The organism is Brevundimonas fluminis, assembly GCF_003934285.1.
In the GTDB taxonomy this organism is placed as follows: Bacteria; Pseudomonadota; Alphaproteobacteria; order Caulobacterales; family Caulobacteraceae; genus Brevundimonas; species Brevundimonas fluminis.
Genome location: NZ_RQWJ01000004.1, coordinates 501,939 through 523,294 on the forward strand (window position 1 = coordinate 501,939; position 21,356 = coordinate 523,294).

Here is a 21,356-nt window from a genome sequence, read left to right on the forward strand (position 1 = left end):
CGGGAGGTGGGCCGCCAGCTTTAGCCGGGTCGGCGGGGCGAAAGCTAGGCCGCCGTCACCGCAGGTTGGGCAGCGGCAGCCAGCCCGTGCCGATCAGGACCATGATGAACGCCCAGACGATGGCCGAAACCCAGGTGGTGGTGAGGAATTTCTTCTTCAGGTTCGGATTGGCCGGCGCGCCCCACTGGCCGCCGTCGGTCGGACGCTCCTGATCGCTCTGGTTCATGCCCAGCGGCAGGACGGCGAACAGCACGGTCCACCAGCACGTGATGTAGATCGCCGTCATGGTGATCGGGCCGATCGGAAAGTCCATCAGTGCGCGCCCTCCTTCGGGCTTTCCATCAGTTCGACCAGCACCCCGCCCATGTCCCTGGGGTGCACGAAGATGATCGGCGTGCCGTGGGCGCCGATGCGGGGCTCGCCCGTGCCCAGGATGGTCGCGCCCCTGGCCCTCAGGGCGTCGCGCGCGGCCAGGACGTCCTCGACCTCGAAACAGACGTGGTGCTGGCCGCCCTTCGGGTTCTTCGCCAGAAAGCCGTGGATCGGGCTGTCCTCGCCCAGCGGCTCGATCAGTTCGATCTGGCTGTTGGGAAGGTCGACGAAACAGACCCGCACGCCCTGCGCCGGCAGGTCGAACGGCGCGTGCGCCCTCGTCGCCCCAAGCAGGTCGCGGTACAGGGCCACCGAGGCCTCGATGGAGGGGGTGGCGACCCCGACGTGATTCAGGCGTCCGATCATCGAACCAGAAAACTCCGCTCATCCCGGCGAAAGCCGGGATCCAGTCCTGTCCTAGAAGCACAGCCGCTGACGAATGTCAGGGCGGCACATCGTCAACGGCCGTGGGGTCAAAGCACTGGATCCCGGCTTTCGCCGGGATGAGCGGAAGTCATAGCCGCAGCACGATCGTCTCGACGATCGGACGGCGGTCCCAGATGTGCTGGCTGGCCTTCTTCAGGGTGCGCGCGACGGCCTGCTCGACGACCATCTCGTCCTCCAGCGCCTCGCCCTTCAGCTTTCGCACCGTCTGTTCGACGCGCTCGGCCATGTCGTCCAGGATGTCGCCCAAGGGGCGGTCCGCGTCGCCGGGCAGGCCCAGGCCGCGCACGTCGATGTCGCTGACGATCTTGCCGCGCCTGTCGAGGGCGAAGCTGACGATCAGGACGCCGTTGTTCGACGCGTGCCTGCGCTCGCGCAGCGCCTCGCCCGCCTCCTCGACCAGCATGCCGCCGTCGACGAACAGGCGCGCGGACGGCACTTCGTCGATGATGACCGCCGGGCCGGGGGCCAGGCGCACCAGGTCGCCGTCACGGGGGGTGATGGCCTGCGGGACCTGCATGTCCTTGGCCAGCAAGGCGTGCTCGGCGATGTGGCGGCGCATGCCGTGGGTCGGCACCGCGATCTGCGGGCGCACCCACTGGTACATGAGCTTCAACTCGTCCCGGCACGGGTGGCCGGAGACGTGGATGCCCGGGTGGTCCTTGTCCGTGTAGATGCGCACGCCGCGCTCGGACAGGCGGTCCTGCAGGCGGCCGATCGGCACCTCGTTGCCGGGGATGATCCGCGACGAGAAGATGCAGTGGTCCCCCGGGCCCAGTTTGATGAAGGGATGGCTGCCGTCGGCCACGCGCGACAGGGCGGCGCGCGCCTCGCCCTGGCTCCCGGTGCACAGATACAGGATCTCGTCGGCGGGCCAGATGCGCGCCTCCTGCTCGGTCAGGAAAGGCTTCACGTCGGCCAGCATGCCGACCGACTTCGCCGCCGCCGTGATGCGATGCATCGACCGCCCCGCCAGAGCCACCCGGCGGCCGGCCTGTTCCGCCGCGTGGATGACGCTGTCCATGCGCGCGACGTTGGAGGCGAAGCAGCCGACGGCCACCTTGCCCTTCAGGTCCGAGATCAATGCCGCCAGGGCGGTGCGGACCTCGCCTTCGGACCCTGCGACGCCGTCCTGGAAGACGTTGGTGGAGTCGCAGACCATGGCGAGCACGCCGTCGTCGCCCAGCCGCTTCAGCGCCTCGACGTCGGTGTTCGACCCCAGCACGGGGTCGTCGTCCAACTTCCAGTCCCCGGTGTGGAAGACGGTGCCCAAGGGCGTCCTGATCGCCAGCCCGCTGGGCTCGGCGATCGAGTGGGTCATGGTGACCATCTCGATGTGGAACGGGCCCAGGTCGACCGTGCCGCCGACGTCGACCAGATGGATCGGCGCATCGTCTATCCCCGCGTCGCGCAGCTTCTCCCGCACCAGATAGGCGGTGAACGGCGTGGCGTAGATCGGCGCCTGCAGACGCGGCCACAGCCACGGCAGACCGCCGATGTGATCTTCGTGCGCGTGGGTGACCACGATGCCCAGAATGGTCTCGCCTTCCAGCGCGGTCGGGTCCGGCACGATGATGTCCACGCCGGGCGTGGTCAGGTCGCCGAAGGTCACGCCGACGTCGACGATGATCCATTTGCGGCCGTGCGCCGGGCCGAAGCCGTAGGCGTTGAAATTCATTCCGATCTCGTTGGACCCGCCCAGCGGCAGGAAGACGAGCTCGTCGTTCTTGTTTTTCGTCATGCGCCCATGTGGGTGTTGCGGCGGTGAATTTCGAGCAGCCCGCGGATGGTGAGGTCGGAATCGAAGACGTCGATGGCCGGCGTCGCGCCTTCGAACAGGCTGGCGACGCCGCCGGTTCCGATGACGGTCATGGGCTTGCCCCACTCGGCCTTGATGCGCGCCGTGAGCCCCTCGATCAGCGCGACGTAGCCCCAGAAGACGCCGGACTGCATGTTCGAAACCGTGTCCTTGCCGATCACGCGGTCGGGCTTCTGGATGGCGATGCGCGGCAGCATCGCCGCCGCCTCGTGCAGGGCCTGAAGGCTCAGGTTGATGCCCGGCGCGATGACCCCGCCCTCGAAGGCGCCGTCGGCGGCGACCACGTCGAACGTGGTCGCCGTGCCGCTGTCGATGACGATCAGGTCGCCGGGATACTTCAGATGCGCGCCGACCGCATTGACCAGCCGGTCCGCGCCCGCCTCTGTCGGCTTGAGGATCCGCGCCTGGATGCCCAGGTCGACGCCGGGATCGCCGATGACCAGCGGCTCGGCGTTCAGCCAGCGCCGCGACAGGTTGCGCAGGTTGAAGATCGACTGCGGCACCACGGACGAGATGATGCAGGCGTTCAGCGCCTTCAGCGCCAGTCCGCGCATGCCCAGCAGCTGGGCCAGCCAGACGGCGTACTCGTCGGCCGTCCGCGTGCTTTCGGTCGCCGTGCGCCACTGGGCGATCCAGTCCTTGCCGTCATGCACGGCGAACAGCGTGTTGGTGTTGCCTTGCTCGATCGCCAGAAGCATCAGCCGGCCTCTCCGAAGAAGACGTCGCCCGCAGATATCAGGCGCAGGGTCCCGTCCGCCAGCCGCAGCCGCAGCGCGCCGTCGTCGGCCAGCCCCTCCGCGATGCCTTCGACCGTCTCATGCCCCAGCCGCGCGACCGCCGGCCCGCCCAGTCCCTGCGCCCGCGCGGCCCAGGCGTCGCGGATCGGCGCGAAGCCGTAACGCTCCCACCGCTCCCACCAGGCGTCGAAGGCCTGGGCCAGAAGGTCCAGAGCCGCGCCCGGCGACGGGGAATAGGCCACGTCGGGCCGAAGTGCCTGCGCGACGGCGACCGCCGGACGTTCCACGTCGTCGGGCGCATGCGTCAGGTTCACGCCGATCCCGACCGCGAGCCAAAGGCCGCCCGCCGGATGCGCCCCGCTCTCCAGCAGAATTCCGCTCGCCTTCTTCCCGTCGATCATGACGTCGTTGGGCCATTTGATGCGGACGCGCTCCGGCTCGACGAAGGCGGCGATCAGCTCATGCGCGGCCAGCGCCGCCACGAAGGTGACCTGCGCCGCCTCGGCCGGCGGGCGGCGCGTGACGGCCAGCAGCGTCGCGGCCAGGTCGCCCGTCTCGCTGGACCAGGCCCGGCCGCGCCGTCCCCGCCCCGCGGTCTGGCGACGCGCGGTGATCCAGACCGGCGCCAGGCGCCCGGCCTCGGCCAGACGACGCGCCTCGGCATTGGTGGAGTCGACCTCGTCGAGACGCAGGATCTCGACCTGCGCCGCGGTCATCCCGCGCCGTAGCCGGTCGCGGCGATCCGGGTCAGGGGCTCAAGCCAGGTCAGGCCGACGATCACCAGCGGGAAGGCGAAGGCGGCGCTGGCCAGGGCGACGGTCTTCGCCTCGATCGGGGCCCTGTCCGTGGCCTCCACGCCCTCGGGCGCCGGGTCGAACCACATCAGCTTGATGATGCGCAGATAGTAGAAGGCGGCCACGACCGAGGCGACCAGACCGGCCGCGGCGACCTGCCAGTAGCCGGCGTCGGCGGCCGCGCCGAAGACGTAGTACTTGCCCCAGAAGCCCGAGAACGGCGGCATGCCCAGCACCGACAGCGACAGCACCGTCAGGGCGATGGCCGTCAGCGGCCTGTCCTTCTTCAGCCCCGCCAGATCGGCGATGCGCCGGATGGGACGGCCGCCGCGCGACAGGCTCAGCAGGATGGCGAAGAAGCCGAACTGGTCGATGACGTACAGCGTCATGAACATCAGCATCGCCTGCACGCCCGCCGTGGTGCCGGCGGTCAGGCCCAGCAGGGCGTAGCCGATGTTGGCGATCGACGAATAGGCCAGCAGCCGCTGCAGGTCCCTCTGCACCAGACCGCCGAAGGCGCCGACGGCGAACGAGATGAGCGAGATCAGCACCAGAACCTGGGCCCACTGGTCGTGGATGCCGCCGAAGCCCTGGTCCAGAGCGCGGGCGATCAGCACCATTGCGGCCAGCTTGGGGGCCGTGGCGAACAGGGCCACCACCGGCGTGGGCGCGCCCTCGTAGACGTCGGGCGTCCACATGTGGAACGGCGCCGCGGAAACCTTGAAAGCCAGACCGCAGATCAGGAACACCAGACCGAAGATGAGGCCCGGACCCGGGTCGGCCGAGGCCACCGCCGCGATGTCGTCGAACCGCATGGAGCCGGTGAAGCCGTAGACCAGGCTGGCGCCGTACAGCAGGAGCCCTGAAGACAGGGCGCCCAGAACGAAATACTTCAGGCCCGCCTCCGACGCCTTCAGGTCGTCGCGGTGGAAGGCGGCGAGAACGTAGAGCGCCAGCGAGTGCAGCTCGATGCCGACGTAGAGCGAGATCAGGTCGCCGGACGAGGCCATCATGGCCATGCCGACCGAGGCCAGGACGATCAGGATCGGCAGCTCGAACCGGGCGATGCGCTGTCGGTGCATCCAGCCGTCGGCCAGCACGATGGCCACGGCCGAGCACAGGAAGATGGCGACCTTGGCGAACACGGCCAGCCGGTCCGACACGAAGGCGCCGTCGAAGGCGACGCCCAGCGGCGAGGTGGCGGCGACGGCCGAGGCGCCGATCAGCAGGCCGACCGACAGGATCGAGATCAGCCGCGCCGACTTCTCGCCCATGAAGGCGCCCAGCATCAGCAGCACCATGGCGCCGACGGCCAGGGTCAGTTCGGAAGCCGCGATCTGCAGCGCGCCCGTAAGGTCCATCATCATCTCAGCCCCCGATCGCGGCGCGATAGGCGGTGGTCACGCCTTCGACCGACGCGGCGGTCACGTCCAGAACGAGGCCGGGCTGGACGCCCAGCCACAGGGTGCCGACGATCAGCGGCACGAAGATCGCCAGCTCGCGCAGGTCGATGTCGGTGATCGTCTTCAGGGCGGGGTTGGTGATCTCGCCGAACATGACGTTGCGGTACAGCGTCAGGGCGTAGACCGCCGAGAAGATCACGCCCGAGGCGGCGAACAGGGCGGCCCAGGTCGAGACCTCATAGACCGCCGTCATGGTCAGGATCTCGCCGATGAAGCCGCTGGTGCCCGGCAGGCCGACGTTGGCCATGGTGAACATGAGGAAGATGGCGGCGAACCACGGCATCTTCGACGTCAGGCCGCCGTAGAAGGCGATCTCCCGCGTGTGCATGCGGTCGTAGACCACGCCGACGCAGAGGAAGAGCGCGCCCGAGATCAGGCCGTGGCTCAGCATCTGGAACACCGCGCCCTGCACGCCCTGCTCGTTGCCGGCGAAGATGCCCATGGTGACGAACCCCATGTGCGCCACCGACGAATAGGCGATCAGCTTCTTGATGTCGGTCTGCCGGAAGGCGACCAGCGAGGTGTAGACGATGGCGATCACCGACAGGGCGAAGACCAGCGGCGCGAACTGCTGCGAGGCCTGCGGGAACATGGGCAGGTTGAACAGGATGAAGCCGTAGCCGCCCAGCTTCAGCAGGATGCCGGCCAGGATCACCGATCCCGCCGTCGGCGCCTGCACGTGGGCGTCGGGCAGCCAGGTGTGCACGGGCCACATCGGCATCTTCACCGCGAACGAGGCGAAGAACGCCAGCCACAGCAACGGCTGGGCCTGGGCGCTGAACGCATATTCCTTGAGCGCCGGAATGCTGGTGGTGCCCGCCTCGAAGGCCATCCACAGCATGGCCAGCAGCATAAGGACGGACCCGAGCAGGGTGTAGAGGAAGAACTTGTAGGCCGCGTAGATCCGGTTCTGTCCGCCCCAGACGCCGATGATGATGAACATCGGCACCAGGGTGCCTTCGAAGAAGATGTAGAACAGGAACAGGTCCAGCGACGTGAACACGCCGATGACCAGCGTCTCCAGCACCAGGAAGGCGATCATGTAGTCGACGACGCGGTCCTTGATCGTGGTCCAGCTGGCCGCGATGCACAGCGGCATCAGGAAGGCCGTCAGCAGGACGAACAGGATCGAGACCCCGTCGACGCCCAGATGATACTGGGCCGCGCGGAACCATTCGTAGCGTTCGACGAACTGGTAGCCGACCTGCGACGGATCGAAGACCGCCGTCAGCCAGGCGGCGACGCCCAGGGTGGCCAGGGTCGTGCCCAGCGCGATCCAGCGCGCGGCGTTCGCGGCCCCCTCACCCTTCGCGACGAAGCGCGCGAGCAGGATCGCGGCGGCGCCGACCAGCGGCAGGAAGGTGACGAGGCTGAGGATGTGATCGGTCACGGCCATGGGCTCAGGCTCCGAAGGTCGCGATGACGAAGGCCAGCAGGCCCGCCACGCCCAGGAGCATCACGAAGGCATAGTGGTAGACGTAGCCGGACTGGATCTTGCCCAGCCGCGCGGCCGACTTCAGCGAGGCCCAGGCCGCGCCGTTGGGACCGAGGCCGTCGATGATCTTCACGTCGCCGACCTTCCAGAACAGGTCGCCCAGCGCCCTGGCGCCGCGCACGAAGACCACGTCGTACAGCTCGTCGAAGAACCACTTGTTGTAGAGGAAGGTCCACAGCGGTCCCTTCGCCTCGGCCATCCGCTTCGCCAGCCCCTCGCGCAGCACGTAGTAGTAGAGGGCGAAGGCGGCGCCGATCAGGGTGACGACCAGCGGCGCCCACTTCACCCACTTCGGCACTTCGTGGCTGTCGTGCAGCACGTGGTTGCCCGCGCCGGAGAAGATGGCCCCGCGCCAGAACTCGTTCTCGTGGTGGCCGATGAAGTGCGGCGCGAAGATGAAACCGGCCGCCACCGCGCCCACCGACAGCAGGATCAGCGGGACCAGCATCACCCACGGGCTCTCGTGCGGGTGCAGGGGGCCGTGGTGGTCGTGGGCGTGATCGTCGTGGGCGTCCGGCAGGGGCTCGGAGTGGGTCTCAAGCTGGGCGTCGGTCGCGTGATCGTCATGACCGTGCGCGTGGGCGGCGTGGGCCTCTTCGGTCCACTGCGGCTTGTTGTGGAAGGTCATGAAGATCAGACGCCACGAGTAGTAGCTGGTCAGGGCGGCGGCCAGCAGGCCGACGATGAAGGCGAAGTACCCGGCCGCCGAGTGCCCCGTGGTTGCCGCGGCGTACGCGCTCTCGATGATCGAGTCCTTGGAATAGAAGCCGGCGAAGCCGCCGATCTCCGGGATGCCCAGGCCGGTGATCGCGATGGTGCCGATCAACATGACCGCATAGGTCACGGGCAGCAGCTTCCACAGGCCGCCCATCTTCCGCATGTCCTGCTCGTGGTGCATGCCGTGGATCACGGAACCCGCGCCGAGGAACAGCAGCGCCTTGAAGAAGGCGTGGGTGAACAGGTGGAACATGGCGGATTCGTAGACGCCCACGCCCGCCGCGAAGAACATGTAGCCCAGCTGCGAACAGGTCGAATAGGCGATCACCCGCTTGATGTCGTTCTGCATCAGGCCGACCGTCGCGGCGAACAGGGCCGTGACCGCGCCCGTGATGGCGATGAGCAACGACGCCGTCGGCGCGTACTCGTAGATCGGGCTCAGCAGGCAGACCATGTAGACCCCGGCGGTCACCATGGTCGCCGCGTGGATCAGGGCCGACACCGGCGTCGGGCCCTCCATGGCGTCGGGAAGCCAGGTGTGCAGGAAGAACTGCGCCGACTTGCCCATGGCGCCGACGAACAGCAGGGCGCCCGCCAGGTCCAGCGCCGACCAGGTGTGGCCCAGGAACTCCCAGCCCGTGCCCGCGCGGTCGGCGATCATGGGGAACAGCTCGGCGAACTGGATCGTGCCGAACATCCAGAAGACGGTGATGATCCCGAGGGCGAAGCCGAAGTCGCCGACGCGGTTGACGACGAAGGCCTTGATGGCGGCGGCCGAGGCCGTGGGCTTCTTGTACCAGAAACCGATCAGCAGATAGGACGCCAGGCCCACCCCTTCCCAGCCGAAGAACAGCTGCATGAAGTCGGCGGCGGTGACCAGCGCCAGCATGGCGAAGGTGAACAGCGACAGATAGGCGAAGAAGCGCGGCCGGCTGTCGTCCTCGGCCATGTAGCCCCAGGAATACAGGTGGACCAGCGACGACACGCTGGTGACCACGATCAGCATCACGGCGGAGAGGGCGTCGATGCGGATGGCCCAGTTCGACTGGAAGTCGCCCACGTTGATGAAGGGCGCGATCTGGACCGTGAAGGCCTCCATGTGCCCCCAGGTGTGCTGGATGAAGACCGTCCAGGCGACGAAGCACGAGAAGAACAGCAGGCCCGTGGTGACGGCCTGCGAGGCGAAGTTTCCGATGCGCCGGCCGAACAGTCCCGCGATCGCGGCGCCCAGCAGGGGGGCGAAGACGCCCAGGGTGACGAGAAGCTGGATGTCCACGGTCAGCCCTTCATCACCGAGGCGTCGTCCACGGCGATGTCGCCGCGATTGCGGAAGAAGGTCACCAGGATGGCCAGGCCGACGGCGGCCTCGGCCGCGGCGACGGTCAGCACGAACATGGCCATGATCTGACCCGACACCTCGTTCAGGTGGGTCGAGAAGGCGACGAAGTTGATGTTCACGGCCAGCAGGATCAGCTCGACCGACATCAGGATGATGATGACGTTCTTGCGGTTCACGAAGATGCCGAACACGCCGATGGTGAACAGCATGGCGGCGACCGCCAGATAGTGGGCCAGGGTCACGACCATCAGCGCAGATCCTCGGGGTTCAGGCCGGCGCCGGTCTCGATGGACTTCAGCTCCATGGCGGTCTTCGCATTGCGACCCACCTGGACGCCGACGTCCTGACGCTTGATGCCCGGCTTGTGGCGCAGCGTCAGGGTGATGGCGCCGATCATGGCGATCAGCAGCACGATGCCGGCGGCCTGGAAGAAGTAGACGTAGTCCGTGTAGAGCACCCGGCCGATGGCCTCGATGTTGGTCTTGTCGGCCGTCGCCGCCGCGGGCCCGACGGCGTCGGCCGCCGCGCCGCCGTTGGCCACGGCGACGGTGATCATGATCATCTCGGCCAGCAGCACCCCGGCCACGATGATCGCGATGGGAAGATAGCGGGCGAAGCCCTCGCGCAGCTTCACGAAGTCGACGTCCAGCATCATGACGACGAACAGGAACAGCACGGCGACGGCGCCGACGTAGACCACGACCAGGAGCATCGCCAGGAACTCGGCGCCCAGCAGAACGAACAGCCCCGCGGCCGAGAAGAAGGCCATGATCAGCCACAGAACCGAGTGCACGGGGTTGCGCGCGGTGACGACCAGCAGGGCCGAAACCACCGTCACGGCGGCCAGCACATAGAAGGCGACGGCAGCGATCACGCGCGGGCTCCCCAGGTTGCGGACTGCGCGCACGAGTCACCCGACGCAGCGCGGCGCCCTTCTAGACCTGCGCCTTCGGCGGCGACAAGGTTGACGGAGACGATCAGCGCCACGACGCGTCCATCTCCAGATTCTTCGCGATCTGCCGTTCCCAGCGATCGCCGTTGTCCAGCAGGCGGGCCTTGTCGTAGTACAGCTCCTCGCGCGTCTCGGTGGCGAACTCGCTGTTCGGCCCCTCGACGATCGCGTCGACCGGACAGGCCTCCTGGCACAGGCCGCAGTAGATGCACTTCACCATGTCGATGTCGTAGCGGGTCGTGCGGCGGCTGCCGTCCTCGCGAGGCTCGGCCTCGATGGTGATGGCCTGGGCCGGGCAGATGGCCTCGCACAGCTTGCAGGCGATGCAGCGCTCTTCCCCGTTCGGATAGCGGCGCAGGGCGTGCTCTCCGCGGAAACGCGGCGACTGCGGATTGCGCTCGAACGGATAGTTCACCGTCATCTTCGGACGCAGCAGGTGCTTGAACGTCAGGAAGAAGGCGCCCACGACGTCGACCAGCAGGGCGCCGCGCAGGGTCTGGCTCATGCGGGCGATCATCGGGTCGATCCTCGGGTCATCGGGGTCATCGTCAACATGGTCAGTTCCGCGGGCAGGCTTGCATGTCGCGGTCATAGTCGCGGTCGGCGTTGCGGTTGGCGGCGGCCTGACAGCGTCGGTCCTGCTCGGCCTGGCGGTCGGCGCGCTCCACCCGCTGCTGGGCGGTCTCGTTCGGGTTCGGCTGGATCGGCCGCGTCCAGTTGCACGCGGCGGACGTCAGCGCCAGCGTCAGGATCAGGATCGCGCGCATCACGCCCCCACCATGAACACGCGCCACGCCGAGACGCCGGCGACGGCGACCAGAGAGGTCGGCAGGAAGATCTTCCAGCCCAGACGCATCAGCTGGTCGTAGCGATAGCGGGGCACGAAGGCCTTCACCATGGCGAACATGAAGAACCAGAAGACGATCTTGGCCGAGAAGACCAGAAGATAGAACAGGTTGGCCAGCCACTGCGGCCAGTCCGGCAGGCCGATCAGGGCGACGTCGAATCCGGGGTTCCAGCCGCCGAAGAACAGCAGGCTGATCATGGCGCACATGAAGACGATGTTGACGTACTCGCCCATCATGAAGAGCAGGTACGGCGTCGACGAGTACTCGACCTGATAGCCGGCCACGAGCTCCGACTCCGCCTCGGGCAGGTCGAACGGCGGGCGGTTGGTCTCGGCCAGGGCCGAGACGAAGAAGACGATCGCCATCGGGAACATGATCAGGACGGTGGGCCAGGTGCCCGCGCCGCCGCCGAAGGCGAACCAGTTCCAGATCCAGCCTTCCTGCTCGGTGACGATGGTCGTCAGGTTCATGGTGCCGGCCAGCAGGATCACGTTGATGATCACCAGGCCGATGGACACCTCATAGGACACCATCTGCGCCGCGGACCGCAGCGAGCCGAGGAACGGATACTTCGAGTTCGACGCCCAGCCGCCCATGATGATGCCGTAGACGCCCAGGGAGCTGATGGCGAAGACGTACAGGATGCCGACGTTCAGGTCGGAGATGACCCAGCCCGGCGCGAACGGCATCACCGCCCAGGCGCCGAAGGCCACGATCACGGTCAGCACCGGGGCCAGCAGGAACACCGCCTTGTCCGAGCCGGCCGGAACGACGACTTCCTTCAGCACGAATTTGAAGAAGTCGGCGAAGGACTGAAGCAGGCCGAAGGGGCCGACCACGTTCGGGCCCTTGCGCATCTGCACGCCCGCCCAGATCTTGCGGTCGGCCAGCAGCAGGAAGGCCACGGCCAGCAGCACGCCGACCGTCACCAGCAGGATCGCGCCGACGGTGGCCAGGGTCCAGCCGAGGGGAGAGGTCCAGAACTCGGTCATGCTCTCACTCCGCCGCCAGGGCCAGCTTGCCGCCGACCCGGCGGTCGGACAGATCGGCCATGGTCGGGCTGGCGCGGCCGATGGGATTGGCCAGGTAGGGGTCGCGCACCAGCGAGCGCAGGGGCGCGGCCGACAGCTCGCCCTTCTTGCCCAGCGCCGACGGATCGAACGGCGCCGGCGTCGGGCGCCAGCCGATCTGACCGAAGGTCGGACGCTCGGCGATCAGCTTGTCGCGCAGCTGCGTCAGGCTGTCGTACGGCAGGGTCTGGCCCACGCGCTCCGACAGGGCGCGCAGGATGGCCCAGTCCTCCTTGGCCTCGCCCTTCGGGAAGACCGCGCGCTCGGCGATCTGGACCCGACCCTCGGTGTTGACGTAGAGGCCCGACTTCTCGGTGAAGGCCGCGCCCGGCAGGATCACGTCGGCGCCGTGCGCGCCGCGGTCCCCGTGGCTGCCCAGATAGATCTTGAAGGCATCGGTCGCGGAGGCGTCGATCTCGTCGGCGCCCAGCAGGAAGAGCACGTCCAGCGCGCCCTTCTTGACCATGTCGGTCGCCGACAGGCCGCCCTGACCGGGCACGAAGCCCATGTCGAGGCCGCCCACGCGCGCGGCGGCGTGGTGCAGGACGTTGAAGCCGTTCCAGCCGTCCTTCACGACGCCCAGCTTCTTCGCCAGCGCGCCGAGCGCGTTCAGCACCGCCGGCCCCTGCTCGCCCGCCAGAGCGCCCGCGCCGATCACGAAGGCCGGACGTTCCGCCTTCGACAGGGCGTCCGTCGCCGCCCTGGGCAGTTTCGCCAGCGTCGCCGCCGAGGCGCCGAGACGCTCCACCTCATAGGTCAGGTCGCCGGTCTCGCCGACCACGGCGATCTGCGAAGACCCGTTCAGCCACGACTTGCGCAGCCGCGCGTTCAGGATGGGCGCTTCGACGCGCGGATCCGTGCCGATCAGCACCACGGCGTCGGCCGCCTCGATCCCGGCGATGCCCGAATTGAACAGCCAGCCCTCGCGCGGACCGTGGCCCAGCGCCGAGCCGTCCTGACGGCAGTCCGTGTTGGCTGAGCCCAGGGCGCGGAACAGGTCCAGCGCCGCCTTCATCGACTCCGCGTCCTGAAGGTCGCCGGCGATCACGCCGATACGCTCCGCGGCGGCGGCCGTGATCGCCTGGGCCGCGGCGTCCAGCGCCTCGTCCCACGTCGCGGCGACCAGCTTGCCGTCACGACGCACCCACGGACGGTCCAGCCGGCGGTGCTTCAGCCCGTCGACGGCGTAGCGCGAGGCGTCCGAAAGCCACTCCTCGTTGATGCCTTCATGCACCCGCGGCAGGGCGCGCATCACCTCGGCGCCCTTGGCGTCGATGCGGATGGCCGAGCCCAGGCCGTCCATGACGTCGACGGTCTCGGTCTTGCGCAGTTCCCACGGGCGATACTGGTACTGCCACGGCCGGTGGGTCAGGGCGCCGACCGGGCACAGGTCGTTGACGTTGCCCGACAGCTCGCTGTCGACCGCCTTCTCCAGATAGGTCGTGATCTCGGCGTCCTCGCCGCGCGAGATCATGCCGATGTCGGGAACGCCGGCCACCTCGGTGATGAACCTCACGCAGCGGGTGCACTGGATGCACCGCGTCATGAAGGTCTTGATGGTCGGGCCCATGTACTTCTCTTCGACGGCCCGCTTGTTCTCGGCGTAGCGGGAGCCGTCGCGGCCATAGCCCATGGCCTGGTCCTGCAGGTCGCATTCGCCGCCCTGGTCGCAGATCGGGCAGTCCAGCGGGTGGTTGATGAGCAGGAACTCCATCACCCCTTCGCGGGCCTTCTTCACCATCGGCGTGTCGGTGAAGATCTCCTGTCCCTCGGCCGCCGGCAGGGCGCACGAGGCCTGCGGCTTCGGCGGTCCGGGCTTCACCTCGACCAGGCACATGCGGCAGTTGCCGGCGATCGACAGCCGCTCATGGTAGCAGAAGCGCGGGATCTCGTGCCCCGCGCGCTCGGCGACCTGGAGCACGGTCATGCCGGGCTCGAACTCGGTCTCGATGCCATTGACCTTGGCGACGGGCATCAGGCGGCCTCTTCTTCGGGTTCGGCGGCGACGGGGAAGGTCTCGGCGGAGACGGCGCCGTCGGGCAGGGTCGTCGTGACGGTGATCTCGCGCGCGGTGACGACGAAGCGCACCAGCGGATCCCCGGCCTGGTTCATCCAGCGGTTCTGCGCCTCTTCCGGGCGGTCCAGCGGCTTCCAGATGATCATGTCGCCGTCCACGCGGCACTGGGCGCGGCGCTCGCCGCCGTCGACCGGGGCGCGCCAGGTGGCGTCGACGATGCCGTCGCGCACGCCGGCGATGGTCACGGCCTCCATCTGCTGGCCATGGATCGCGGCGACGCCGGCGCGGCAGACTTGACGAAGGCGCGCCTCGGTGAGCGCCACGGGCGCCGGCGCCGTGCCGTCCTTGGCCGGCGGCGGCGGCGAGGGCGGCGGCGCCTCGGCCTTCTCGTCCCGCCCGCAGGCGGCCAGCGTCAGCGACGCCAGCAGGATGAGGGGAAGCGCGCGCATCATTCGGCCGCCACGGCGTGGCCGGCGAAGTTCGCGCGGCGTGTCCGGTACGACGAGATGCGGTCCTCGATCTCGTGGCGGAAGTGACGGATCAGGCCCTGCACCGGCCACGCCGCGGCGTCGCCCAGGGCGCAGATGGTGTGGCCCTCGACCTGACCGGCGACGTCCAGCAGCAGGTCGATCTCCGACGGATCGGCCTCGCCCACGGCCATCCGCTCCAGCACGCGCCACATCCAGCCGGTGCCCTCGCGGCACGGCGTGCACTGGCCGCAGCTCTCGTGCTTGTAGAAATAGCTGATGCGGGCGATCGCCTTCACCAGATCGGTCGACTGGTCCATGACGATGACCGCCGCCGTGCCCAGGCCCGAGCGCATGTCGCGCAGGCTGTCGAAGTCCATCAGGGCGACTTCCGACATCTCTCGGGTGATCAGCGGAACGGACGAGCCGCCCGGAATCACGGCCTTCAGGTTGTCCCAGCCGCCGCGCACGCCGCCGCAGTGCTCTTCCAGCAGCTGCTTCAGCGGAATCGACATCGCCTCCTCGACGTTGCACGGGCGGTTCACGTGACCCGAGATCGTCATCAGCTTGGTGCCGGTGTTGTTCGGCCGGCCGAAGCCCGCGAACCAGTCCGCCCCGCGGCGCAGGATGGTGCCGACCACCGCGATCGACTCGACGTTGTTCACCGTGGTGGGGCAGCCGTACAGGCCGGCGCCGGCCGGGAACGGCGGCTTCAGGCGCGGCTGGCCCTTCTTGCCCTCCAGCGACTCCAGCAGGGCCGTCTCCTCGCCGCAGATGTACGCGCCGGCGCCATGGTGGATGTAGACGTCGAAGTCCCAGCCGTGGACGTTGTTCTTGCCGATCAGCCTGGCCTCATAGGCCTGGGCGACCGCCGCCTCCATCCGCTCGCGCTCGAAGACGTATTCGCCGCGCAGATAGATGTAGCAGGCGTGCGCCTGCATGGCGAAGCTGGCGATCAGGCAGCCTTCGATCAGCAGCTGCGGATCGTGGCGCATGATCTCCCGGTCCTTGGCGGTGCCGGGTTCCGACTCGTCGGCGTTGACGACCAGATAGTGCGGCCGGTCCGGGCGGACTTCCTTGGGCATGAAGGACCACTTCAGCCCCGTCGAGAATCCGGCCCCGCCGCGGCCGCGCAGGCCCGAATTCTTGACGTTGGCGATGATCCAGTCCCGACCGAGGTCGAGCATGTCCTTGGTGGCGTTCCACGCGCCGCGCGTCTTCGCCCCCTCGAGCGTCCAGTCCTGGAGCCCGTAGAGGTTGGTGAAGATGCGATCCTTGTCTTCCAGGATTCCGACCATGGTCAGTTCAGGTCCCCGCGGCGGCTCTCGGCCGCGTTCATCTTGTTCTTCGCCCAGAGGGCCATGCCTGCGCCCGCCAGCGCCACCAGTCCGCCGACGGGGACCAGGATGCCGAGATCCGGTCCGAGCCAGCCCATGTGCCCCCCCAGGGCAAGGCCGGCGCCAAGCACGACGTCGCCGATGCCCACCAACATGATGACGCGCCAGCCTTCGGTCTTTTGCGGTTCGGCCATCACCCCTCCTCCCGCATGCGGCGGCGGTGATGGCGGGTGCGGATGAAGATGGCGGCCAGCATCAGCGCCCAGCCGCCGGCCAGGGCCGCATAGCCGATCCACTGCACCGCCTGCGCCGCGCCGCCGGCCTGCGGCGATGCGTAGACGGCGATCGCCCCCAGCACGACCAGGGCGAAGCCGATCAGGCGCGGCTTGCGCGCGACGGCGCGCAGCTCGGCCCGATAGGCGGCCACGCCCGCGTCGGTGCTGAAGTCCGGCCTGGTCATGCCTTCACCGGCTGGGAGTTCGGCAGCGTCCTGATCGGCTTCGCGGCCGAGCCGTCATAGAGCGCGGGATCGGTCAGGGTCAGCGCGCCGCCCTCGGGCGCCGAGTTTACGCGGTCCACGCGCGGTCCCGGCTCCGGCGACTTGCCGGCGGCGAAGTCGTCGATGATCCGCTCCATGTCCTTCGCGGTCAGGTCTTCGAAGTAGTAGTCGTTGATCTGGGCCATCGGCGCGTTGGCGCAGGCGCCCAGGCACTCGACCTCCTGCCAGGTGAAGCGGCCGTCGGCGCTCAGCTTGTCCTTCGGGCCGATCTTCTTCTCGCAGACCTTCATCAGATCGCCCGAGCCGCGCAGCATGCACGGCGTGGTGCCGCACACCTGGATCAGGGCGGTCTTCCCGACCGGCTCCAGCATGAACATGGTGTAGAAGGTCGCGACCTCCAGCACGCGGATGACCGGCATGCCCAGCAGCTCGGCGATGGCGCGCATCGCGGGCTCGGAGATCCAGCCGTCCTGCTTCTGGACCAGCCAAAGGATCGGGATCACCGCCGACTGCCGACGGTCGCCCGGATACTTGTTGATCCACCAGTACGCCTTCTCCTTCGTCTCCTCTGAAAAGGCGAAGGATTCCGGCTGGACCTTGGCGAGACGACGCACCCCCATCAGACGTCCATCTCCGTGACCACGACGCCCTTGCCCATCATCTTCTTCCTGATGCTGACGATCTTCCTCTGGCCATGCCGGCGCAGCAGGAAGCAGTGATGCACGGTCTCGCCATAGGGCGCCGTGGCCGAATAGTTTTCCAGCTCCCACCCCTGCGAGAGCCATGCGGTGAGCGCGCGATCGGTCATCGGTTCACGCTCATCTCGACGATGCAGCCGCCCTCGACGCGATAGACGGTCAGGCCGTCGAAGGTGCCCAGTTCGCCGCCCGTGTAGGCCTCGGTCTGGGCCACCATGTCGCCGGCGGCCAGGCGCTGCAGCGGGCGCATGACGTAGGGAGGCTCGATGACGAAGATGCGGGTGCGGTAGTTGGCGATCACCTGCGCCCCGGTCAGGTCGCCCTGACCGTCGAACACCCGGGCCTGCGGGGCCAGCACGGCTCCCACGGCCTCGAGGTCGCGGGCGTTGTAGGCGGCCACGAAGGCGTCGACCGCCTCGACCGGCGTGCGCGTCACGGCGCCCGGCTCGCAGACGGTCAGCGCGGAGACCAGGGCGGCGGCGATCATCGGCGCCCCCCGAACCAGCGACCCAGACGCTCGGACCAGATCGCCCGGTCGGCGCGGATCAGGGCGCCGGTGGCGAACGAAAACGGCGGCAGGCGGCGCACGGCCAGCCGACCGAGGACGATCGCGCCGATCATCCACGGGATGCTGCGCAGGTTGGCTTCGAGGAAGCCGCGACCGTCTTCGAGATAGCCCAGCCGGTACGCGCCGCGCACCAGCGTCACGCCGGCGACGGCCGGGGCCTGCATCAGGCCGGCTCCGAGGAGGAAGCCCCCGGCGCCCAGCCGTTCGCGGCGGCGCGGCGAAAAGGCGAACTCGATGGCCAGCCCGAACGCCAGCAGCCCGGCGAAGGCCAGCAGCTGCAGCTGGGTGAACACCGGCTCGACGACGAAGGCGCTCATTGCCCCTCCCCCGCGTCAGGCAGAATCCACGACCGCGCGATGGTGCAGCCCTCGACCTGATAGATCACCACCGCGCGCATCACCTCGGCGGCGCCGACGGCGATGACCTCCTCGTCGATGACGAACTGGCCGTTGGCGATCCGCTCGCCCAGGGTCAGGGTGAACTGCCGGTCCTCGAAGCTGGAGGCGTAGCCCGCCCGCATCTCGTCGTGGCCGGTCATCACCGGCGTGCCCGGAAAGTTCGAAACGACCGCGTCCGGGGCGTACATGGCGACGAACGCGTTCAGGTCGCCGGCCTGAAAGGCCTGCAACTGGCGCTCCACCACTTCCACCGGATCGCAGTCGAACAGCATCAGCGGTCGACCTCGCCGAAGACGATGTCCAGGGAGCCGAGGATGGCCGACACGTCGGCCAGCATGTGGCCGCGGTTCATCCAGTCCATCGCCTGCAGGTGCCGGAAGCCGGGCGCCGAGATCTTGACCCGGTACGGCTTGTTGGTGCCGTCCGAGACCAGATAGATGCCGAACTCGCCCTTGGGCGCCTCGACGGCGGCGTAGACCTCGCCCACCGGGGTGCGGAAGCCCTCGGTGTACAGTTTGAAGTGATGGATCAGAGCTTCCATCGACCGCTTCATCTCGCCGCGGCGCGGCGGGGCGATCTTGTTGTCCTCGATCATCACCGGCGCGCCGGGGCAGTTGCGCAGACGGTGGATGCACTGCTCCATGATCCGCGCCGACTGGCGCATCTCTTCCATGCGGCACAGATAACGGTCCCAGCAGTCGCCGTTCTTGCCGACGGGAATGTCGAACTCCAGTTCGGCGTAGCACTCGTACGGCTGGTTCTTGCGCAGGTCCCAGGCGATGTCCGAGCCGCGCAGCATCACGCCGGTGAAGCCCCAGTCGAGGGCCTGCTGCTTCGAGACCACGCCGATGTCGACGTTGCGCTGCTTGAAGATGCGGTTCTCGGTGACGAGGGCGTCGATGTCCTTCATCGCCGCCGGGAACTCCTGGCACCAGCGGGCGATGTCGTCGATCAGTTCGCCCGGCAGGTCCTGGTGAACGCCGCCCGGGCGGAAGTAGTTGGCATGCAGGCGCGCGCCCGAGGCGCGTTCGTAGAACACCATCAGCTTCTCGCGCTGCTCGAAGCCCCACAGCGGCGGCGTCAGGGCGCCCACGTCCATCGCCTGGGTCGTCACGTTCAGCATGTGCGACAGGATGCGGCCGATCTCGGAGTACAGCACCCGGATCAGCTGGGCGCGGTACGGAACCTCGATGCCCAGCAGCCGCTCGATGGCAAGGCAGAAGGCGTGCTCCTGATTCATCGGCGAGACGTAATCCAGCCGGTCCAGATACGGCACGTTCTGGAGATAGGTGCGCGCCTCCATCAGCTTCTCGGTGCCGCGGTGCAGCAGGCCGATGTGCGGGTCGACGCGGGTGACCAGCTCGCCGTCCAGCTCCAGCACCAGACGCAGCACGCCGTGCGCGGCGGGGTGCTGGGGGCCGAAGTTGATGGTGAACTTGCGGTCGTCCATCTCGCGCGCGTGCGCGGTGCGGCCGTCGTTCGGATCGTCGAACACGTCCGTGCCCAGGACGGCGGTCGGCTTGGGCGCCGGGGTGTGGGTTCCGTCGGCCATGATCAGCCCTTCACCTTCTCGTCGCCGGGCAGGACCGGCGCCGGATACTCCGCGCCCTCCCAGGGCGACAGGAAGTCGAAGTTGCGGAACTCCTGCTGCAGGCGGACCGGCTCATACACCACCCGGCGCTGCTCCTCGTCCCAGCGCACCTCGACGTGCCCGGTCATGGGGAAGTCCTTGCGCAGCGGATGCCCCTCGAAGCCATAGTCGGTCAGCAGGCGGCGCATGTCGGGGTGGCCCGAGAACAGCATGCCGTACATGTCGAACGCCTCGCGCTCGAACCAGCCGGCGGACGGGTATACCTCGATCACGCTGGGCACCGGCTGGACCTCGTCGGTCGCCACCTTGACCCGCACGCGCACGTTCCTGGTCATCGACAGCAGGTGGTAGATCACCTCGAACCGCTCCTCGCGGTCGGGGTAGTCGGCGCCGCAGACGTCCAGCAGCTGCTGGAAGCCGAAGCGGTCGCGCAGGTCGGTCAGGACCTGGACGATCCTCTCCCGCTCGGCGACCAGCGTAAGCTCTCCGAAGGCGACCTCGGCGGCCACGTCCAGCTCGGCCACCATCTCGGCGCCCAGCGGCGTCAGGGCGGCTTCCGTCGCCGCGATCACGTCCAGCGCGCTCATCGGTCGATGGTCCCCGTGCGGCGGATCTTCTTCTGCAGCTGCAGCAGGCCGTAGACCAGCGCCTCCGCCGTCGGCGGGCACCCCGGCACGTAGACGTCCACCGGCACCACGCGGTCGCAGCCGCGAACGACGGAATAGCTGTAGTGGTAATATCCGCCGCCGTTGGCGCAGCTGCCCATGGACAGCACGTAGCGGGGGTCCGGCATCTGGTCGTAGACCCGGCGCAGGGCGGGGGCCATCTTGTTGGTCAGGGTGCCGGCCACGATCATCAGGTCCGACTGGCGCGGGCTGGCCCGCGGGGCCATGCCGAAGCGCTCCAGATCATAGCGCGGCATCGACGCCTGGATCATCTCCACGGCGCAGCAGGCCAGACCGAACGTCATCCACATCAGCGAGCCGGTGCGGGCCCAGGTGATGACATCGTCCAGCGAGGCGGTCAGGAAGCCGCGCTCGCCCAGCTCCATGTTGACCTGTTCGAAGAACTTGTCGTGGAGCGCGGGATCATAGCCCTCGACCGACGAGCGGGCCGACAGGCCGTAGGGGCTGGAGGGGGCCGGCGGGGTCGCGCCGGGAACGATCACTCCCATTCCAGGGCTCCCTTCTTCCACTCGTAGATGAAGCCGACGGTCAGCACCCCCAGAAACACCATCATCGACCAGAAGGCGAAGATCATGCCGCCCTTCGACAGATCGAACAGGGACACGGCCCACGGAAACAGGAAGGCGACCTCGAGGTCGAAGATGATGAACAGGATCGACACCAGATAGAAGCGCACGTCGAACTTCATGCGCGCGTCGTCGAAGGCGTTGAAACCGCATTCGTACGCCGCCAGCTTCTCGCTGTCCGGGTTCTTCGGCGCGACCACCAGGGCAGCCACCGTGAACAGGATGCCGATCACGCCGCCGAGCGCCAGGAAGATGACGGCCGGCAGGTATTCCAGAAGGAATTCATTCATCGAGAGAGGACCTCGGTCGCCCGCGAGGAGCCGGGCGGAATCGCGGCTTTCTAGACGCACTCCCCCTCGCGTTCAAACCCCGTGAGGAGGGGATTTTCTGCGAGTCGTTCGCAGGTTACGAGATGTCGCATTGCGTGATCGACCGCGACCGTCTCCCCTGCGCGATCCTGTCACATCCGGAGTCCCTCG

Annotated in this window: 27 protein-coding genes; all 27 read right to left on the reverse strand. The window is 68.2% G+C overall.

Going from position 1 to position 21,356, the window contains the following annotated elements; all coding sequences use genetic code 11:
• Positions 1-55: 55 nt before the first annotated feature.
• Entirely contained in the window at positions 56-313 is a 258-nt protein-coding gene (locus EFJ44_RS11485) for a DUF1467 family protein (protein WP_125257335.1), read from the reverse strand.
• Complete coding sequence (gene mce, locus EFJ44_RS11490) at positions 313-738, reverse strand: methylmalonyl-CoA epimerase (protein ID WP_125257336.1); 426 nt, start codon at positions 736-738, stop codon at positions 313-315. The genes EFJ44_RS11485 and mce overlap by 1 nt, the downstream gene beginning before the upstream one ends.
• 148 nt (positions 739-886) lie before the next feature.
• Positions 887-2,557 (reverse strand): ribonuclease J, encoded by a 1,671-nt coding sequence (locus tag EFJ44_RS11495; RefSeq protein WP_125257337.1) that lies wholly within the window; start codon positions 2,555-2,557, stop codon positions 887-889.
• On the reverse strand, positions 2,554-3,336 hold the full coding sequence (locus EFJ44_RS11500; protein WP_125257338.1) for a type III pantothenate kinase: 783 nt from the start codon (positions 3,334-3,336) through the stop codon (positions 2,554-2,556). The genes EFJ44_RS11495 and EFJ44_RS11500 overlap by 4 nt, the downstream gene beginning before the upstream one ends.
• Positions 3,333-4,088, reverse strand: a complete 756-nt coding sequence (locus EFJ44_RS11505; protein ID WP_125257339.1) for a biotin--[acetyl-CoA-carboxylase] ligase — start codon at positions 4,086-4,088, stop codon at positions 3,333-3,335. The genes EFJ44_RS11500 and EFJ44_RS11505 overlap by 4 nt, the downstream gene beginning before the upstream one ends.
• Positions 4,085-5,530, reverse strand: coding sequence for an NADH-quinone oxidoreductase subunit NuoN (gene nuoN / locus EFJ44_RS11510; protein ID WP_125257477.1), 1,446 nt, complete (start codon positions 5,528-5,530; stop codon positions 4,085-4,087). The genes EFJ44_RS11505 and nuoN overlap by 4 nt, the downstream gene beginning before the upstream one ends.
• 4 nt (positions 5,531-5,534) lie before the next feature.
• Positions 5,535-7,025 (reverse strand): NADH-quinone oxidoreductase subunit M, encoded by a 1,491-nt coding sequence (locus tag EFJ44_RS11515; RefSeq protein WP_125257340.1) that lies wholly within the window; start codon positions 7,023-7,025, stop codon positions 5,535-5,537.
• Positions 7,026-7,029: 4 nt separating this feature from the next.
• Complete coding sequence (gene nuoL, locus EFJ44_RS11520) at positions 7,030-9,111, reverse strand: NADH-quinone oxidoreductase subunit L (RefSeq protein ID WP_164511908.1); 2,082 nt, start codon at positions 9,109-9,111, stop codon at positions 7,030-7,032.
• A gap of 8 nt (positions 9,112-9,119) precedes the next feature.
• On the reverse strand, positions 9,120-9,428 hold the full coding sequence (gene nuoK / locus EFJ44_RS11525) for an NADH-quinone oxidoreductase subunit NuoK (RefSeq protein WP_125257342.1): 309 nt from the start codon (positions 9,426-9,428) through the stop codon (positions 9,120-9,122).
• Complete coding sequence (locus EFJ44_RS11530; RefSeq protein ID WP_420897392.1) at positions 9,428-10,051, reverse strand: NADH-quinone oxidoreductase subunit J; 624 nt, start codon at positions 10,049-10,051, stop codon at positions 9,428-9,430. Before EFJ44_RS11530 ends, nuoK begins: the two co-directional genes overlap by 1 nt.
• 106 nt (positions 10,052-10,157) lie before the next feature.
• Entirely contained in the window at positions 10,158-10,649 is a 492-nt protein-coding gene (gene nuoI, locus EFJ44_RS11535; protein WP_125257344.1) for an NADH-quinone oxidoreductase subunit NuoI, read from the reverse strand.
• A 40-nt stretch (positions 10,650-10,689) separates the two neighbouring features.
• Complete coding sequence (locus EFJ44_RS11540) at positions 10,690-10,902, reverse strand: hypothetical protein (protein WP_125257345.1); 213 nt, start codon at positions 10,900-10,902, stop codon at positions 10,690-10,692.
• Positions 10,899-11,972, reverse strand: coding sequence for an NADH-quinone oxidoreductase subunit NuoH (gene nuoH / locus EFJ44_RS11545; protein ID WP_125257346.1), 1,074 nt, complete (start codon positions 11,970-11,972; stop codon positions 10,899-10,901). Before nuoH ends, EFJ44_RS11540 begins: the two co-directional genes overlap by 4 nt.
• Positions 11,973-11,976: 4 nt before the next feature.
• A complete protein-coding gene (gene nuoG / locus EFJ44_RS11550; protein ID WP_125257347.1) occupies positions 11,977-14,025 on the reverse strand; it encodes an NADH-quinone oxidoreductase subunit NuoG in 2,049 nt (682 codons plus the stop codon).
• Entirely contained in the window at positions 14,025-14,516 is a 492-nt protein-coding gene (locus EFJ44_RS11555) for a hypothetical protein (RefSeq protein WP_125257348.1), read from the reverse strand. Before EFJ44_RS11555 ends, nuoG begins: the two co-directional genes overlap by 1 nt.
• Entirely contained in the window at positions 14,516-15,832 is a 1,317-nt protein-coding gene (nuoF, locus tag EFJ44_RS11560; RefSeq protein ID WP_125257349.1) for an NADH-quinone oxidoreductase subunit NuoF, read from the reverse strand. Before nuoF ends, EFJ44_RS11555 begins: the two co-directional genes overlap by 1 nt.
• A 2-nt stretch (positions 15,833-15,834) precedes the next feature.
• Positions 15,835-16,065 carry a hypothetical protein gene (locus EFJ44_RS11565; RefSeq protein ID WP_125257350.1) on the reverse strand — a complete coding sequence of 77 codons (231 nt, stop codon included), beginning with the start codon at positions 16,063-16,065 and terminating at the stop codon, positions 15,835-15,837.
• On the reverse strand, positions 16,065-16,331 hold the full coding sequence (locus tag EFJ44_RS11570; protein WP_125257351.1) for a hypothetical protein: 267 nt from the start codon (positions 16,329-16,331) through the stop codon (positions 16,065-16,067). Before EFJ44_RS11570 ends, EFJ44_RS11565 begins: the two co-directional genes overlap by 1 nt.
• A complete protein-coding gene (nuoE, locus tag EFJ44_RS11575; protein ID WP_125257352.1) occupies positions 16,328-16,990 on the reverse strand; it encodes an NADH-quinone oxidoreductase subunit NuoE in 663 nt (220 codons plus the stop codon). Before nuoE ends, EFJ44_RS11570 begins: the two co-directional genes overlap by 4 nt.
• Entirely contained in the window at positions 16,990-17,178 is a 189-nt protein-coding gene (locus EFJ44_RS11580) for an exonuclease/endonuclease/phosphatase family protein (RefSeq protein WP_125257353.1), read from the reverse strand. Before EFJ44_RS11580 ends, nuoE begins: the two co-directional genes overlap by 1 nt.
• Positions 17,175-17,555, reverse strand: a complete 381-nt coding sequence (locus tag EFJ44_RS11585) for a nuclear transport factor 2 family protein (protein WP_125257354.1) — start codon at positions 17,553-17,555, stop codon at positions 17,175-17,177. The genes EFJ44_RS11580 and EFJ44_RS11585 overlap by 4 nt, the downstream gene beginning before the upstream one ends.
• The gene (locus tag EFJ44_RS11590) at positions 17,552-17,953 is read right to left on the reverse strand and encodes a hypothetical protein (protein WP_125257355.1); all 402 of its coding nucleotides are present in this window, start codon (positions 17,951-17,953) and stop codon (positions 17,552-17,554) included. The genes EFJ44_RS11585 and EFJ44_RS11590 overlap by 4 nt, the downstream gene beginning before the upstream one ends.
• Positions 17,950-18,306 carry a nuclear transport factor 2 family protein gene (locus EFJ44_RS11595; RefSeq protein ID WP_125257356.1) on the reverse strand — a complete coding sequence of 119 codons (357 nt, stop codon included), beginning with the start codon at positions 18,304-18,306 and terminating at the stop codon, positions 17,950-17,952. The genes EFJ44_RS11590 and EFJ44_RS11595 overlap by 4 nt, the downstream gene beginning before the upstream one ends.
• On the reverse strand, positions 18,306-19,484 hold the full coding sequence (locus EFJ44_RS11600) for an NADH-quinone oxidoreductase subunit D (RefSeq protein WP_125257478.1): 1,179 nt from the start codon (positions 19,482-19,484) through the stop codon (positions 18,306-18,308). Before EFJ44_RS11600 ends, EFJ44_RS11595 begins: the two co-directional genes overlap by 1 nt.
• Before the next feature lie 104 nt (positions 19,485-19,588).
• Positions 19,589-20,212 (reverse strand): NADH-quinone oxidoreductase subunit C, encoded by a 624-nt coding sequence (locus tag EFJ44_RS11605; RefSeq protein ID WP_125257357.1) that lies wholly within the window; start codon positions 20,210-20,212, stop codon positions 19,589-19,591.
• Positions 20,209-20,820: a NuoB/complex I 20 kDa subunit family protein gene (locus tag EFJ44_RS11610; protein ID WP_164511904.1), complete on the reverse strand. Its 612-nt coding sequence runs from the start codon at positions 20,818-20,820 to the stop codon at positions 20,209-20,211. The genes EFJ44_RS11605 and EFJ44_RS11610 overlap by 4 nt, the downstream gene beginning before the upstream one ends.
• Complete coding sequence (locus EFJ44_RS11615; RefSeq protein WP_125257359.1) at positions 20,790-21,167, reverse strand: NADH-quinone oxidoreductase subunit A; 378 nt, start codon at positions 21,165-21,167, stop codon at positions 20,790-20,792. The genes EFJ44_RS11610 and EFJ44_RS11615 overlap by 31 nt, the downstream gene beginning before the upstream one ends.
• Positions 21,168-21,356: the final 189 nt, after the last annotated feature.

Excerpts from the sequence above, each read along its gene's own strand:
- EFJ44_RS11485 (WP_125257335.1), bottom strand. The coding sequence starts at position 313 with ATGGACTTTCCGATCGGCCCGATCACCATGACGGCGATCTACATCACG.
- mce (WP_125257336.1), bottom strand. The coding sequence starts at position 738 with ATGATCGGACGCCTGAATCACGTCGGGGTCGCCACCCCCTCCATCGAG.
- EFJ44_RS11495 (WP_125257337.1), bottom strand. The coding sequence starts at position 2,557 with ATGACGAAAAACAAGAACGACGAGCTCGTCTTCCTGCCGCTGGGCGGG.
- EFJ44_RS11505 (WP_125257339.1), bottom strand. The coding sequence starts at position 4,088 with ATGACCGCGGCGCAGGTCGAGATCCTGCGTCTCGACGAGGTCGACTCC.
- nuoN (WP_125257477.1), bottom strand. The coding sequence starts at position 5,530 with ATGATGGACCTTACGGGCGCGCTGCAGATCGCGGCTTCCGAACTGACC.
- EFJ44_RS11515 (WP_125257340.1), bottom strand. The coding sequence starts at position 7,025 with ATGGCCGTGACCGATCACATCCTCAGCCTCGTCACCTTCCTGCCGCTG.
- nuoK (WP_125257342.1), bottom strand. The coding sequence starts at position 9,428 with ATGGTCGTGACCCTGGCCCACTATCTGGCGGTCGCCGCCATGCTGTTC.
- nuoI (WP_125257344.1), bottom strand. The coding sequence starts at position 10,649 with ATGATCGCCCGCATGAGCCAGACCCTGCGCGGCGCCCTGCTGGTCGAC.
- nuoH (WP_125257346.1), bottom strand. The coding sequence starts at position 11,972 with ATGACCGAGTTCTGGACCTCTCCCCTCGGCTGGACCCTGGCCACCGTC.
- nuoG (WP_125257347.1), bottom strand. The coding sequence starts at position 14,025 with ATGCCCGTCGCCAAGGTCAATGGCATCGAGACCGAGTTCGAGCCCGGC.
- EFJ44_RS11555 (WP_125257348.1), bottom strand. The coding sequence starts at position 14,516 with ATGCGCGCGCTTCCCCTCATCCTGCTGGCGTCGCTGACGCTGGCCGCC.
- nuoF (WP_125257349.1), bottom strand. The coding sequence starts at position 15,832 with ATGGTCGGAATCCTGGAAGACAAGGATCGCATCTTCACCAACCTCTAC.
- EFJ44_RS11565 (WP_125257350.1), bottom strand. The coding sequence starts at position 16,065 with ATGGCCGAACCGCAAAAGACCGAAGGCTGGCGCGTCATCATGTTGGTG.
- EFJ44_RS11570 (WP_125257351.1), bottom strand. The coding sequence starts at position 16,331 with ATGACCAGGCCGGACTTCAGCACCGACGCGGGCGTGGCCGCCTATCGG.
- nuoE (WP_125257352.1), bottom strand. The coding sequence starts at position 16,990 with ATGGGGGTGCGTCGTCTCGCCAAGGTCCAGCCGGAATCCTTCGCCTTT.
- EFJ44_RS11580 (WP_125257353.1), bottom strand. The coding sequence starts at position 17,178 with ATGACCGATCGCGCGCTCACCGCATGGCTCTCGCAGGGGTGGGAGCTG.
- EFJ44_RS11585 (WP_125257354.1), bottom strand. The coding sequence starts at position 17,555 with ATGATCGCCGCCGCCCTGGTCTCCGCGCTGACCGTCTGCGAGCCGGGC.
- EFJ44_RS11590 (WP_125257355.1), bottom strand. The coding sequence starts at position 17,953 with ATGAGCGCCTTCGTCGTCGAGCCGGTGTTCACCCAGCTGCAGCTGCTG.
- EFJ44_RS11595 (WP_125257356.1), bottom strand. The coding sequence starts at position 18,306 with ATGCTGTTCGACTGCGATCCGGTGGAAGTGGTGGAGCGCCAGTTGCAG.
- EFJ44_RS11600 (WP_125257478.1), bottom strand. The coding sequence starts at position 19,484 with ATGGACGACCGCAAGTTCACCATCAACTTCGGCCCCCAGCACCCCGCC.
- EFJ44_RS11605 (WP_125257357.1), bottom strand. The coding sequence starts at position 20,212 with ATGAGCGCGCTGGACGTGATCGCGGCGACGGAAGCCGCCCTGACGCCG.
- EFJ44_RS11615 (WP_125257359.1), bottom strand. The coding sequence starts at position 21,167 with ATGAATGAATTCCTTCTGGAATACCTGCCGGCCGTCATCTTCCTGGCG.